Source organism: Marinobacter salsuginis (genome assembly GCF_009617755.1).
Taxonomy (GTDB): Bacteria; Pseudomonadota; Gammaproteobacteria; order Pseudomonadales; family Oleiphilaceae; genus Marinobacter; species Marinobacter salsuginis.
Window position 1 is genome coordinate 921229 of the sequence record NZ_BGZH01000001.1, and the last position, 14310, is coordinate 935538.

Here is a 14310-nt window from a genome sequence, read left to right on the forward strand (position 1 = left end):
TAGTCACCGGCAATGACAGATACAACTACCGAACGCCAAAAACAACAAACGTGCAACGGGAAGGAACACCGGGAACCCCGTTGTCGAGGAGGAGAAATGTCAACATCCGTGAACCATCTTGACGAGCGCACGCGGGATTCCTCCGATTTGCTCGAAGAGATCATGCCCTCAGCCATCACCCTTGCCATGATGCTTCGCCACCGGAAAATGGCTGCCTGGCTGCGTACCGAATTTGATGGCTACCAGGATGTTGCAGCCGCACCGCCCTACCGGCGTGGTTTGCATGGACACATCGTTGCCAAATCTCCCCAATACGGCTGGATTCCTGCACCGGTAGATGATCAGCAAAAAGAGGAATTCGGTTACATGGACCTGCCCGAGGGGGTAAAAGCCCTCGAGAAAATCTGTGTGAACTGCAAAAAGGGCAACGGCAACCGGGTGCTGCTGGAAAAAGACGAGATGGCGGTGCTGCAGAAGCAGATCAATCTGACGGCCGAACTGGCCATCAATCTGAGCCGCGACGCCTATTGCCGGCTGCTGAGAACCGTTCGCGCCGCGATCTACCTCTGGACCCAGGACCTTATGGCCGAGGGTATTGCCGGAGAACACAATCACTACAGCCCGGATGAGCGGGCTAAAGTGGCCCACCTGGATGAACCCGAGAAGTTCTGGCGACGGGCCATGGAAGAAGTCGACAACCTCCCGATACCGGACGTGCGAGAGGTTGGGTTCTTCGAGAGGGTGTTCGGACGCGCGGGCTGAAGCCCGCCACTCCGCTTACCACAAGACGCTGACAATCCCGATGCTGCTCACCAGCAGCAGCACCGTACCCAACAACCGGAAGAAGACCGGAGTCTCTGCCCGGAGAATCCGGTCGTGAGCGTAAAGCCCGATGACATGGCCCACCGCGGCACAGGGCAATAGCCAGAGGTGGTGGATAATCTGAAGATCGACGCCGGCCCACACGAAAGCGGCCATTTTGATCAGCACCAGAATAAACCACAGGGCAAACAAGGTATCCCTGAGTTTCTCTTTCGGCAAATGCTGGGCTGCCACGGCTATGATCAGGGGGGCGCCGATCAGGGATGTACCGCTGATGTAGCCCCCCACCATCAGGAAGATCGCATCCACCGTTTTGCTGCCACTGCGGAACGGCCGGTTAACGATGTAGGAGATCGAATAAAGCGCCACGATCACGAATATGATGGCGCTGAGAATGTCGGACGGCATAGTAATCAGGCCAAACACGCCAATCAGCTTGGGCACGATCATGATGCCGAGAATTCGCCAGAGGTATTGCCAGTCGACGGTTCCCGTTCCCGCCTGACGTTGCTCACCCGACCCTCTGCGGTTGTTCATCCAGATGGTCAGGGAAGAAAACACAAGGAGATGAACCGCAATGATCGGCAAGAAGACCAATGGTTGATCCAGAACCAGCAGCAAGAATGGCAGGGACAGAACGGCACCACCAAATCCCAGCCCAGAACGGACAAAACCACTCCAGACGAAAATCAGTGCAATCAGCAGATATTGGTAAATTGCGAGATCAGACATGGATTCCCGGTTGTCGTCAAAAGGGCCGTCATTTGTCCGGAACTGGTCTAAACTCAGCTATTTGCGAAGAAAAATAACATTGTCCGGAGGATGAGAATGGCCCTGTCATGGAAACAGAAGTTCCTGTTGTTGATTGTTGCCACACTGATTGGCCTGGCCATTGCCACACTGGCATCACTGAGCGGGCTTGGCAGGGTATCGGACGCGTACGAGGCCCAAAGCGAAGCGAGAGCCTACGAATCAGCATCCCTCACCCTGCTGAACGACTGGCTGGGTCTCGAGAGAATGAGCGAAAGCCTGGAGCCAAACCAGGTTGAAACCTATCAGGAGCGGCTGGCGTCACTGGCCACCCAGTCATCGGCACTCAATGAATCAGCGCAAACCCTCCCGGGCGACGCCGTAAAGACCACGGCACAACAAATCCACAAACAGGTTGCGGAGTATACCCGACTTCGCACGCAATGGCTGGCCCTGAGCCAACAACTCGGGCTCACCCCGTCGGATGGCCTGAGAGCAACGATGTCCAATGCGATTGATGAGAGGCTCCGGCAAATCAGCATCTCGATCTTCAACGACGACATCAACACCATCGCCTCTACCTACCGCGATTACCTGGCAACCTTCGACGCGACCTACGCCCAGACCACACGGGAAGCATTGGAGCGGATGCAGGCCACGGTCACAGAAATGGATTGGCAGGAAATCGACATTGGCAAGGCGGTACAGGCCTTCGACGATGCTTTTTCCGACGCCGAGACGCTGATCGCGGATCTGTCCGCGATCGAGAACCAGCTCGCGGGCGCCGGCACTCAAATCAGGGATCTGATCTCGGAACAGAACACCCTGCTCCGCCGGGAGATCATTGTGGCAACGAGCGAACAGGCTGACACAGCCAGGACAGCTTCAACATGGCTCATCGTTGCAACCGCCGCAGCGGTCGTCATCATCCTCGTACTCACACTCACGACGGCCTCCAGCACCCTGGTCAGGCGGCTCAATGAAACCGTAAACCTGCTGACCCGGGTTGCTGGCGGGGACCTCAGCCAACGCCTCGAGCCGGGCCGCAATCCGAATGATGAATTCAACCGCCTTGGCCAGGCGGCGAACAAAATGCTGGACGATGTCTCGGATGTTATCGGCCAGGTCGTCGAGGGTAATCGGACGCTGTCAGTGCTTCAGACCGAACTGAACGCACTGATCGATCAGATGGGAAAAAACGGCGAACAGGTCGAAGATGAAACCGAGCAAACGGCGACGGCGGTTCAGGAGATTTCCCACACCGCAGTGGATATTGCCCAGTACACCCAATCCGTCAATGACGCCGTTCAGAGCGCCAACGGGGCCGCCCATTCCGGTGCCGAGGTGGTCAGGCGCAGCGCCAAAACCATGACCGAACTTGCCGAGCGGATTCAGAAAACCCACGATCAGGTAAGCCAGCTGAGCAAAACCGGAGAGAAGGTCAACTCTATCGTCGGCGTCATTAACGGTCTCGCTGAGCAGACCAACCTGCTGGCTCTCAATGCCGCTATCGAGGCCGCAAGAGCCGGCGAGGCCGGGCGAGGCTTTTCTGTTGTGGCAGACGAAGTTCGATCCCTGGCAGAAAAAACCGTATCTGCCACTAATGGCATCGCCGACATCGTGGAGTCACTGAACTGTGAAACCCAGGCGATATCCGGACTAATGAAAGAGGGCCTCAAGTCCGCCGGCGAGGGTGAGGAAAGTTCAAAAGAGGCGGCTCACTCGATCGAGCAGATCACCAGCTCCATCCAACAACTGGCGGGGGATATGAACCAGGTGGTGTCGTCGGTTGAGGGGATATCAACCACCACCGAGGAAATCGCCCAGAAGGTTGAGCAGATTCACGGCCACACGCGAGAAACCGCGGATATCCGCCAAAAGCTCAACGCCCACATCGAGCGACTGTCGTCCCAGGTAACAGCCTTGACCCAGGCCTCCCAGGGCTTTCGGCTCTGACTCGCTGAAACAGCGGTTGCGCGGGCGGTTTACAGAGGTTAGCATACCCGATACTGTACATTTAAACAGTATCGGGTATGCCCATGAAAACTCGCGCCACCGCCCTGAATCCCCACAACCGTTTCCAGCCCATTGTTACTGACCGAGAGGTCGACCCCGACTGGTATAACGATCCCGAGGACGACCTCAATCCCGATACCCTGGCCACTGAAGTCATTGAGGAAACCGCAAGATCCATCATCAGCCGCAATACCTCTCCGGATGTGCCATTTGATCAGTCCATAAACCCCTATCGCGGCTGCGAGCACGCGTGTATTTACTGCTTTGCCCGCCCTACCCATGCGTACTGGGACATGTCACCAGGGCTGGATTTCGAGACCCGGCTGATCGCCAAGCCGAACGCTGCAGCGCAGCTGCGAGAAGAATTGGACAAGCCCGGCTACCGGGTTTCGCCGATTGCCTTGGGTGTCAATACCGATGCCTACCAGCCCCTTGAACGGGATCAGAAAATCACCCGCCAGGTGCTGGAGGTTCTTGCCGAGTACCGCCACCCGGTATCGATCATTACCAAGGGTGCTCTCATTCTCAGGGACCTTGATCTCCTCGCCGAGATGGCCTCCGAGGGGCTCTGTTCTGTGCGTATCAGCCTCACCAGTCTCAGCAACGATCTGAAACGACGCATGGAGCCAAGGACAGCCGCTCCGGCCACTCGCCTGAAGATGATCAGGCAGCTCTCGGCGGCCGGCATTCCAACCGGGATTATCCTTGGACCGGTGATCCCCTTCATCAACGATCACGAAATCGAGTCCATTCTCGAAGCCTCTGCGGACGCGGGCGCTACCCGCGCCAGCTGGATTATGCTCCGATTGCCCCACGAACTGGACGAACTGTTCCAGGACTGGCTGCACCGGCATTTTCCGCAAAGGGCAGAGCATGTGATGAACCGGATGCGCGACCTGCGAGGCGGCAAGAGTTACGACGCCACCTTTGGCCGCAGGATGACCGGCACGGGCCCCTACTCGGATCTGATTCGCCAACGCTTCACCAAAAAGGCACGACGGCTTGGGCTCAACCTCCATGAAGAGGAACCGCTGCGGAAGGATCTTTTCCGGCGACCAGGTGGGGAACAAATGCCACTGTGGTAGCATCAAAGTATCGTCCCTCCGACCACCGCAATTTAATGCCTCTCAAGGATGAGGTGGAGAACATCCATGCATGGAATCAGACGTTGTTACCTCGCCCCGACCTTGTTTGCCCTGTTTGCCACCCTCTGGCAACCCAGCTGCCTGGCCGCAGACGAAGCCATTGTCTCCAGGATTGAAGCCATGGAGGCCGGTTTCCCGGTGCAGGTGCTCGGAAACAGGTTAATGGCCCATCAGGCACTGTCTGCCTTTTATGGCGCCAACGGATACCAGCGAGTATGGCAATCAGCCGAGCTTCGCCGGCAATTGATTGATTCGGTTGAACAAGCCAGCGATGACGGCCTGAACCCGGCTGACTATCACGCGGATATTCTTTCCGGGCTGACGCTCAGACCCATGAGCGATTTCTCTGAGGACCTGAGGGCCGATCTGGATCTGCTTTTCTCTGACGCCTTTCTGATGCTCAGCTCACATATGCTGGTCGGCAAGGTCAACCCACAAACGGTCCACGCCGAGTGGACGGCCAATCGGCGCCAACGCCAGATGGAATCCGTTCTGCGGGATGCGTTGGAGCGCTCGGACATCACCGGCACACTGTATTCGTTGCGGCCATCCGATCCCGCCTACCGAAAGTTGATGACTGCACGACAGGAACTGACCAGATTGCTGGGCCAGCCCTGGTTACCTCTGGCCTCTCGCCCGACCATTCGCCCCGGCGACAGCGATGAGCGGCTGAGTGAAATTCGCCGCAGACTCTCTCTGTTGGGAGAGCTTGCGCAGGGAACTGAAACCGGTACGGATCCGCTTGTCTACGATGCGGAACTTGAAGCCGCAATGATGGGTTTCCAGGCCCGACATGGTCTTGAATCCGATGGTCTTATCGGGCGCGACACCGTAGCGGCCCTTAACCTGATGCCGGTGGAACGACTGCGCCAGATTGACGCCACGCTCGAACGTTGGCGCTGGCTGCCGGAAACCCTGGGCGACACTTATGTACTGGTCAATATCGCCGGATTTGAGATGAAGATGGTCGAAAACGGGGAAGAAGTGCTGCGCAAACGGGTCATCGTGGGCCAGCCCTTCCGTCAAACCCCGGTGTTCAGCGACCGCATCCGGTATCTGGTATTCAATCCCACCTGGACCGTACCGCGCACAGTGATGATTCAGGATCAGCTGCCACAGATAGTCCGGGATCCGGACTATCTCCCCCGACTCAATATCAGCGTTTACCGTGGCTGGGGCGCTGACCGGCAAAAGCTGGATCCGCTGGACGTTGACTGGTCATCACTGAACCGGAATAACTTCCCCTACCAATTGGTGCAGGAACCCGGCCCCCAGAATGCCCTGGGGCAGGTTAAGTTCATGTTTCCGAACCAGTACGATGTTTACCTTCACGATACGCCGGGTCGCGGGCTGTTTTCCCGGGCCGAGCGATCGTTCAGTTCTGGCTGTATCCGGGTGGAGCAACCGTTCGATCTGGCAGAGCGGCTTCTGGCATCGACGCCCGGCTGGTCCAGGGAAAAGATTGACCGGGTGGTTTCCGGGGCAGAACCGGAGACGGTCGTGCTTCCGAAACCCGTGCCTGTGCATATCCAGTACTGGACGTCGTGGGTGGACAACGGGGGACAACTGCAGTTCCGCAATGATTTGTACAACCGCGACGCCCGCCTGATCGACCAGCTCCGGAAAACCGCCGAGGGGGATACGCGCTACACTACTCCGGTATCCGTCGCGAATCCGGAACGGGCGAAGCTCTGAAACAGGATACACCCATCAGTTGAGGAGAAATCATGAAACAGATTCTGCTCGTGGTTTTCGGGATACTGATACTCCAGGGCTGTCTGTCGCTGCCCGCCGGCCAGGACGGGATTGAGGCCGACACTGTCTTCGTCAGCGCCAGTCATTGTCTCAACGAATACCTGGATGATCTCGAGAAGGTGCATTACGGCCCCTGTCTCAAGATCATTGCTATCAATGGCGAAGAGCCGGATGTAAGAGAGGATGGCTTTGTTGAACTACCGGTAGCCACAGCGCTGACCATCGGCGTGAGCTGTGTATATCGCCACGCCGACGGCTCGCCAATTCCGGCAACCATGGAAAATTCGGACTTCTCCGTGAGCGAAACCACATTCGCAGAACCCGGCCAGCGTTGGTATCTTCACGCCCACAAACAGGCCCGAGGCGTCGTCGGCTGTGCCCCTACCCTGTCGCGTTCGGTCTATCCAACCCATGACACGGATTGATTCCTGATGACCAACAAAATTGATATCCATTACTGCACGGGTTGCCGCTGGCTTTTGCGCTCGGCCTGGATGGCACAGGAACTGCTGACGACTTTCGAAGGCGAAATCAGTGAACTGAGCCTACACCCGGGTACCGGCGGAATTTTTGAGGTATGGGTGAACGACCATCGCATCTGGTCCCGCAAAGACGACGGCGGCTTTCCGGAAATCACAAAGCTCAAGCAGCTGGTTCGGGACCAGATCGCACCGGGACGCTCGCTTGGGCACTCCGACTCAAAAACCTGAGCTACAGAACAATCATTCAAAAATATTGACAGGCTGCGTCGATATTCTTCGCTTTAAGAGTCCGAGGCGCGGCCCGATAGTAGTTGCCCATCAATTCACTTATATGTGAGGGTATCTATGAGCGACGTGATGCAATCCATAAAGTTCAACACCATTGAGGTACCTAACCGATTCGCCCTGGCACCGATGACGCGGACCAGCGCAGAGCCAGACGGCACTCCGAATGCCCTGATGGCCGATCACTACGAAGGCTATGCAAAAGGCGGCTTCGGGCTGGTGATCACTGAAGGCACCTACACCGACGACAAGGCAAGTCAGGGCTATGCCAACCAACCCGGCATCATAAACCAGGAACAGATCGATGGCTGGAAAGCCATTGTCGATCGGGTTCACGCCGCAGGCAGCAAAATGCTTGTTCAGCTTATGCACGCCGGCGCGCAGTTCCAGGCAAACCGTTTCACGGAACAGCCCCAGGGCCCCAGTGAAGTCACACCCAAAGGCGCACCGCTTGGGTTTTACGGTGACCAGACTGAATGGCAAACCCCTGCGGCCATGACCAAGGCCGACATTCAGGCGGCTGTTGATGGTTTCGCAAAATCCGCCGCCAATGCGAAGGCCGCCGGGTTTGACGGCATCGAGATTCACGGTGCCAATGGCTACCTGTTGAATCAGTTCCTGAGCACGTATTTCAATCGCCGCGAGGATGAGTACGGCGGAGCACTGGAAAACCGGCTTCGCCTGGTGGTGGAAGTCGTCCGCGCAGTAAGGGAGGCTGTTGGCGAGAACTTTACCGTCGGCATTCGACTGTCCCAAGGCACCGTAACCGACCCCGACTACCAGTTGCCCGAAGGTGCAGCAGGGTTCCGCCAAATTGTGGAGGCCGTGCGTGATGCCGGTGCCGACTTCGTTCACACCACCGACGGTGACGTGAACCGGAAGCACTTTGTGGAAGGAGATGAAAGTCTGGCTAGCGTGGCGGCCAGCGTTGAAGGCATCAACCTGATCCTCAATGGCAGCATTGATGAAACCAATTGCCAGGACGTTGCCAACCAGTTCCCCCACACCCTGCTTGCGGTCGGCAAGAAAGCGCTCGCAAACCCCGACTTCGTGCAGCGACTCAAAGACGGCAAAGAGATAGCAGACATCGATTTCGCGATGCTGCAACCGAAGGCCACGATTACCAACGAACTGGCCTGGCGCAAGCAAAACGCCGCCTGATCGTCTCTCCCTCCCTATCGATGTTGCAGGAGGAACCCAGCTGGGTTTCTCCTGCGTAGCTACTTCGAACTGCTATGCTGACATCACAAGCGAAAGGGAGACTGAATGACCTCTGACATCAGTATTGTCTGGCTGGGAACCATGGCCAGTCTGTTGGCAGGCCTCGCCAGCGGCGTCGGCGCTCTGGGCGTGTTCCTTGTTCGCACCCTGACCCATAAACTGCAGGACGGAATGCTCGCGTCGGCCGCGGGTGTCATGCTCGCAGCTTCATTTTTTTCATTGTTGTTGCCGGGACTGGAGTATGGGGAGCAGATTACCGGCGAAACCTGGACTTCCGCCCTGATCGTCATTTTCGGTCTGCTATCTGGAGCTGCCGCGCTCTATTTCGTTCACCAGAGACTGCCACACCAGCACTTCGAGCTGGGCCGGGAAGGACCGGATGCCTCCTATATTCGCGGCATCTGGCTTTTCATTGTCGCCATCACCCTTCACAACTTTCCCGAGGGTATGGCCGTGGGTGTCGGTTTTGCTGGCGGCGACGTCAATAACGGGTACGTGCTGGCCACCGGCATCGGGCTTCAAAACATCCCGGAAGGGCTGGCAGTGGCATTTTCCCTGCTTGCCATCGATTATTCCCGCATCAAGGCATTCGCCATCGCCCTCATGACCGGCCTTGCCGAACCCCTGGGTGGCCTGTTCGGTGCTACCCTCGTGTGGCTGGCCGAGCCCCTGATGCCCTGGACCCTGGGCTTCGCAGCGGGCGCCATGCTGTTCATCATCAGCAATGAGATCATCCCGGAAACTCACCATCGCCAGTGGAAGATCATGTCCACCTTCTGCCTGATGGGCGGGTTCGCCGTGATGATGTTCCTGGATGCTACGCTGGGCTAACAGCCCAGACGCCCGCAAGGGCTTCCAGCGCCTCGGCTATCAGCGGCTCGTCCTGCCGGTCCCGGTGCCATATAAAACTGAGTGCGCAAGGCAACTGTACCCCATCGACAATTTCCAGACCGGTTTCCTGGCGCTCAGCCATGGCCAGCGCATCCCTGGCGAGGCTGAGGCCCACTCCGGCCCGAACCAGGTCCAGCATGCAGGCCTCCTGATCGACCTGAGCCACGCCACGGGGCATTAAGCCCATGGGATCCAGAGTGCCTTTGAGTAGCCGGTGATGAACGGAGTCCTCGGGCGTCACAATCCAGGGCATGGTGGCCAGATCAGACCATTGCACAGACCGAATTCTCGGCCCCCAGCCCGCGGGGGCAACAACATAATAGTTGAACCGGGTCAGCTCACGATGAGTCACATCGGGTGCCAGTGACCCCGGCCCAACACCCGGCGGAGCCAGAAAAAAGCCGACGTCGAGCCGGCCATCCCGTACCTGCTCCAATACGCTGCCGCTCATGCCCTGCCTTAGTTCGGTCTCCAGTTGAGGCGCCCGTTCGACCAACCGGCGCAGAAACGCACCGAGACGGATGAATTCTGGATCCACAATGGTACCGATGCGCAATCGCCCTCGCAGCGTGCTGTGCATTGCCCGGGCGCTCTGCTCAAAGGCGGCCACGGCTGCCAGCGCTTTCTCCGCCGGCGGGAGCAGAGCCTGGCCATCCGGTGTCAGGACCAGCCCCTGGGGTTTGCGTAGAAACAGTTTCAGCCCTAACTCATCCTGCAATTGCTTAAGCTTCAGGCTAACGGCGGGCTGGGTCAGGTGAAGGCGAATTGCTGCACGGGAAACGCTACCCTCCCGCGCCACGGTAACGAATGCCCGAAGGCTCTGAAGGGGATGCATAGAAGACCTCGCTTACAGGACACGATATAAGATTAATTTATATTGTGCTTTTAAAAATCTCAATTGCTTTACCCAATAGCCACCCCTAACCTATATGGTCAGATATTAATCAACGCTCATTTTAGCCCGCAGAATCAAACATTCTGTCCCATTTTAGAGGCTGAGCACGAACAGACAGAGGCATCCATGACTGAAGCAACCATCCAGCATTATATTAATGGCCAAATATCTCCCGGCACATCCAGCCACTCCCAGGAGGTATTCAACCCGGCTACCGGCCAGGTAACCGGACGGGTGGCCCTGGCCAACCGCGAGGATGTGAACGCTGCTGTTGCTGCCGCCGATGCAGCCTTCCCCGCCTGGGCCGACACACCGCCCATCCGCCGGGCACGGGTCATGTTCAAGTTTCTGGAGCTGTTGAACACACACAAGGATGATCTGGCCCGCGCCATCACCGCAGAACACGGCAAGGTGTTCACAGACGCCCAGGGCGAAGTGGCCCGGGGCATCGACATTGTCGAGTTTGCCTGTGGTATTCCCCAGCTTCTGAAAGGCGATTACACCGAGCAGGTCAGCACCGGAATCGACAACTGGACCACCCGCCAGCCCCTGGGCGTGGTCGCCGGCATAACCCCCTTCAACTTCCCGGCCATGGTGCCCATGTGGATGTTTCCGGTAGCGATCGCCGCAGGGAACACCTTCGTTTTGAAGCCCAGCCCGCTGGACCCAAGCGCGTCCCTGATGATTGCCGACCTGCTGAAACAGGCTGGCCTGCCCGATGGCGTATTCAATGTGGTCCAGGGTGACAAAGAGGCGGTGAACGCCCTCATTGAACATCCCGATGTTCAGGCCCTGAGTTTTGTCGGCTCTACACCCATTGCCAACCTGCTCTACGAGAAAGGCGCAAAACACGGGAAGCGCATTCAGGCCCTTGGCGGCGCCAAGAACCACATGGTCGTCATGCCGGATGCCGATCTGGACAAAGCCGTTGACGCGCTGATCGGCGCCGCCTACGGCAGTGCCGGCGAACGCTGCATGGCCATCAGTGTGGCCGTGCTTGTTGACGATGTTGCCGACAAGATTATGCCCCGGCTTGCCGAAAGAGCCCGCGCCCTGAAAGTGAAAAACGGCGAACAGCTTGATGCCGAGATGGGCCCGATTGTGACTGCCGCCGCACACCAGCGCATTACCGGCTACATTGACAAGGGTGTGGCCGAAGGCGCTGAACTGGTGGTTGATGGCCGTGAGTTCGATGCGTCGAACACGGGCGAGGGCTGTGCCGATGGCTTCTGGATGGGCGGTTCACTGTTTGATCATGTCACGCCCGACATGACGATTTACAAGGAAGAAATTTTTGGCCCGGTTCTGGCCTGTGTCCGGGTACCGGATATCGCCACCGCCATCCGCCTGATCAATGATCATGAATTTGGTAACGGCGTAAGCTGCTTTACCGAGAGCGGCAGCGTCGCTCGGGAATTTGGCCGCAGGATCCAGGTCGGCATGGTCGGAATTAACGTACCCATCCCCGTTCCCATGGCATGGCATGGCTTTGGTGGCTGGAAGCGCTCCATGTTTGGCGATACCCACGCCTACGGCGAAGAGGGCGTAAAGTTCTACACGCGCCAGAAATCCATCATGCAGCGCTGGTCCGATTCCATTGATGCCGGCGCCGAATTTGTGATGCCAACAGCCAAATAACGACAGACGCAGCTGCGGAGAGAGCGCCATGCCCGACAACAATAACGCAACGGGACAGCAGGAGTTCGACTATATCGTGGTAGGCGCCGGCTCAGCCGGCTGCCTGCTCGCCAATCGCCTGAGCGCAGACCCGAATAATCGGGTATTGCTCATTGAGGCAGGCGGGCGGGATAACTATCACTGGATTCACATCCCGGTCGGCTATCTGTACTGCATCGACAACCCACGTACGGATTGGCGCTTCCGCACCGAGCCGGACCCCGGCCTGAATGGCCGTTCCCTGATTTACCCGCGGGGCAAGACCCTCGGGGGCTGTTCCAGCATAAACGGGATGCTTTACATTCGCGGTCAGGCACGGGATTACAACCAATGGGCCGAGATGACCGGCGAGGACGCCTGGAACTGGGACAACTGCCTTCCCGATTTCATGCGTCACGAGGACCATTATCGTCTTGATGATGGCGGCGATGCTGACCCGGAGCATCACAAGTACCACGGCCACGGCGGCGAATGGCGTGTGGAGCACCAGCGCCTGAAGTGGAAAGTGCTGGAGGACTTCGCTACCGCCTGCGTTGAGGCTGGCATACCGCGTACGCGGGATTTCAACCGCGGCGACAACGAGGGCGTGGACTACTTCGAAGTAAACCAGCGCTCCGGCTGGCGCTGGAACACATCCAAAGCATTCCTCAGGGACGCCGAAAAGCGACCCAACCTGACCCTGTGGCACTCTACCCAGGTGCTGGGCCTGGAAACAGAGAACTCCGGCTCAGGGCCCCGCTGTGTCGGCGTCCGGGTCGAGCGCTCTGGCGGCGATGACGTAATCGCCCGGGCAAAACGAGAAGTCATCCTGTCCGCGGGCGCCATTGGCTCACCTCAGCTGCTCCAGCTTTCCGGCATTGGCCCTGCCGACCTTCTGAACGAGCACGGAATCGATGTGGTTGCCGACCTTCCTGGCGTTGGGGAAAACCTCCAGGATCACTTGCAGATCCGGTCCGTGTACAAGGTAAAAGGCGCCACAACCCTGAACACCATGGCCAATTCCCTGATCGGAAAAGCCCGTATCGGCCTGGAGTATCTCCTCACCCGTTCCGGCCCCATGAGCATGGCGCCGTCACAGCTGTGCCTGTTCACCCGCAGCTCCGAGGAGTACAAACACGCCAACATCGAATACCACGTTCAGCCCCTGAGCCTGGACGCATTCGGTCAACCACTTCACAATTTCCCGGCCATCACCGCCAGCGTTTGCAACCTGAACCCCACCAGCCGGGGCACCGTGCGCATCCGGAGTAACGATCCAAAGCAGGCGCCGGCCATCTCGCCCAATTACCTGAGTACGCCGGAAGACCGCAAAGTGGCTGCAGACTCTCTGAGGGTGACGCGACGTATTGCCGAACAACCGGCCTTCCAGCAGTACCAGCCCGAGGAATTCAAACCAGGCCTTGAGTACCAGACCGACGACGAACTGGCCAAGCTCGCCGGAGATATTGGCACTACGATCTTTCACCCGGTGGGAACAACCCGCATGGGGCGGGCCGATGATGACCAGGCAGTAGTTGACCCGCACCTTCGGGTCCGGGGCGTGGCCGGACTGCGCGTGGTAGACGCGGGCGTGATGCCGACTATCACCAGCGGGAATACCAACTCCCCAACCCTGATGATTGCCGAAAAGGCCGCCCGCTGGATTCTGGCCGGTGAGTGAGAATTGAACTGGTTGCAGTTTCCAGGTTTTTGACGGTGATCAGGCTGCTAGACTTGGCAGCCTGTTTCATTTGCAAAGGACTGACTCATCATGACGCTTGCCACCTGGTTCGCCGTTGTCACCATCTGCGTTCTGGGCGCCATGTCGCCGGGCCCCTCATTGGCCCTGGTCCTCAAACAGACGCTTACCGGCGGTCGACGCAACGGCGTCATTACCGCCCTTTCCCACGGCATCGGTGTCGGTATCTATGCCTTCCTGAGCATCCTCGGGCTGGCCGCCATCATCACCGCCTCGCCAACGGCGTTTTCAATCCTGCAGTGGGGCGGCGCCCTGTATCTCGCCTGGCTGGGAATGAAAGGGCTGATGGCAAAACGGCAGCCGGATGACGAACTGCCCGAGCCGCCTACCACCAAGAGTGCCGCCCGCGACGGCTTTCTGATTGCCTTCTTCAACCCGAAAATCGCCGTCTTCTTTCTGGCGCTTTTCAGCCAGGTCGTGGGCACCGACACCAGCCTGATGGCCAAGTTCGGCTACGCCGCAACCGCCCTTGTCATTGATACCAGCTGGTACCTGATTGTTGCCTGGCTGTTCTCCAACCCGAAATGGCTTACCCTGCTCCGGCAGAAAGCCGTGTGGTTCGAGCGCATCTTCGGCGCCATTCTCATCGGCCTGGCCGGCCGCCTGGTTGTCGGCATCCTGAACGGCAAATAA

13 protein-coding genes are annotated in these 14310 nt (G+C 58.2%); 11 read left to right on the forward strand and 2 right to left on the reverse strand.

Annotated features, from left to right (window positions below):
• Window positions 1-96 precede the first annotated feature (96 nt).
• The gene (locus GJU83_RS04200) at window positions 97-762 is read left to right on the forward strand and encodes an AbiTii domain-containing protein (protein WP_069182920.1); all 666 of its coding nucleotides are present in this window, start codon (window positions 97-99) and stop codon (window positions 760-762) included.
• A 15-nt stretch (window positions 763-777) separates the two neighbouring features.
• On the opposite strand, the gene GJU83_RS04205 is transcribed toward GJU83_RS04200, so the two are convergent.
• On the reverse strand, window positions 778-1554 hold the full coding sequence (locus GJU83_RS04205) for a TSUP family transporter (protein WP_153633794.1): 777 nt from the start codon (window positions 1552-1554) through the stop codon (window positions 778-780).
• A 96-nt stretch (window positions 1555-1650) separates the two neighbouring features.
• On the opposite strand from GJU83_RS04205, the gene GJU83_RS04210 reads away from it, so the two are divergent.
• From GJU83_RS04210 to GJU83_RS04240, 7 genes are all read left to right on the forward strand, one after another.
• Window positions 1651-3528 (forward strand): methyl-accepting chemotaxis protein, encoded by a 1878-nt coding sequence (locus tag GJU83_RS04210; protein WP_153633795.1) that lies wholly within the window; start codon window positions 1651-1653, stop codon window positions 3526-3528.
• Window positions 3529-3611: 83 nt separating this feature from the next.
• On the forward strand, window positions 3612-4673 hold the full coding sequence (locus GJU83_RS04215; protein ID WP_153633796.1) for a PA0069 family radical SAM protein: 1062 nt from the start codon (window positions 3612-3614) through the stop codon (window positions 4671-4673).
• A 66-nt stretch (window positions 4674-4739) separates the two neighbouring features.
• A complete protein-coding gene (locus GJU83_RS04220) occupies window positions 4740-6428 on the forward strand; it encodes a L,D-transpeptidase family protein (RefSeq protein ID WP_153633797.1) in 1689 nt (562 codons plus the stop codon).
• 32 nt (window positions 6429-6460) lie between these two features.
• Complete coding sequence (locus GJU83_RS04225) at window positions 6461-6913, forward strand: hypothetical protein (protein WP_153633798.1); 453 nt, start codon at window positions 6461-6463, stop codon at window positions 6911-6913.
• A 6-nt stretch (window positions 6914-6919) separates the two neighbouring features.
• On the forward strand, window positions 6920-7198 hold the full coding sequence (locus tag GJU83_RS04230) for an Rdx family protein (RefSeq protein WP_069182914.1): 279 nt from the start codon (window positions 6920-6922) through the stop codon (window positions 7196-7198).
• 117 nt (window positions 7199-7315) lie between these two features.
• Window positions 7316-8416, forward strand: a complete 1101-nt coding sequence (locus GJU83_RS04235) for an oxidoreductase (RefSeq protein ID WP_153633799.1) — start codon at window positions 7316-7318, stop codon at window positions 8414-8416.
• Window positions 8417-8521: 105 nt separating this feature from the next.
• Window positions 8522-9307 carry a ZIP family metal transporter gene (locus tag GJU83_RS04240; RefSeq protein WP_153633800.1) on the forward strand — a complete coding sequence of 262 codons (786 nt, stop codon included), beginning with the start codon at window positions 8522-8524 and terminating at the stop codon, window positions 9305-9307.
• Here GJU83_RS04240 and GJU83_RS04245 read toward each other — a convergent pair.
• Entirely contained in the window at window positions 9294-10202 is a 909-nt protein-coding gene (locus tag GJU83_RS04245; protein ID WP_153633801.1) for a LysR family transcriptional regulator, read from the reverse strand. The two genes, GJU83_RS04240 and GJU83_RS04245, sit on opposite strands and share 14 nt — an antisense overlap.
• A 186-nt stretch (window positions 10203-10388) precedes the next feature.
• Here GJU83_RS04245 and GJU83_RS04250 point away from each other — a divergent pair, with 186 nt between their 5' ends.
• From GJU83_RS04250 to GJU83_RS04260, 3 genes are all read left to right on the forward strand, one after another.
• On the forward strand, window positions 10389-11900 hold the full coding sequence (locus GJU83_RS04250) for a CoA-acylating methylmalonate-semialdehyde dehydrogenase (protein ID WP_153633802.1): 1512 nt from the start codon (window positions 10389-10391) through the stop codon (window positions 11898-11900).
• Window positions 11901-11928: 28 nt separating this feature from the next.
• Window positions 11929-13599: a GMC family oxidoreductase gene (locus GJU83_RS04255; protein ID WP_153633803.1), complete on the forward strand. Its 1671-nt coding sequence runs from the start codon at window positions 11929-11931 to the stop codon at window positions 13597-13599.
• Window positions 13600-13689: 90 nt separating this feature from the next.
• Entirely contained in the window at window positions 13690-14310 is a 621-nt protein-coding gene (locus tag GJU83_RS04260; RefSeq protein WP_153633804.1) for a LysE family translocator, read from the forward strand.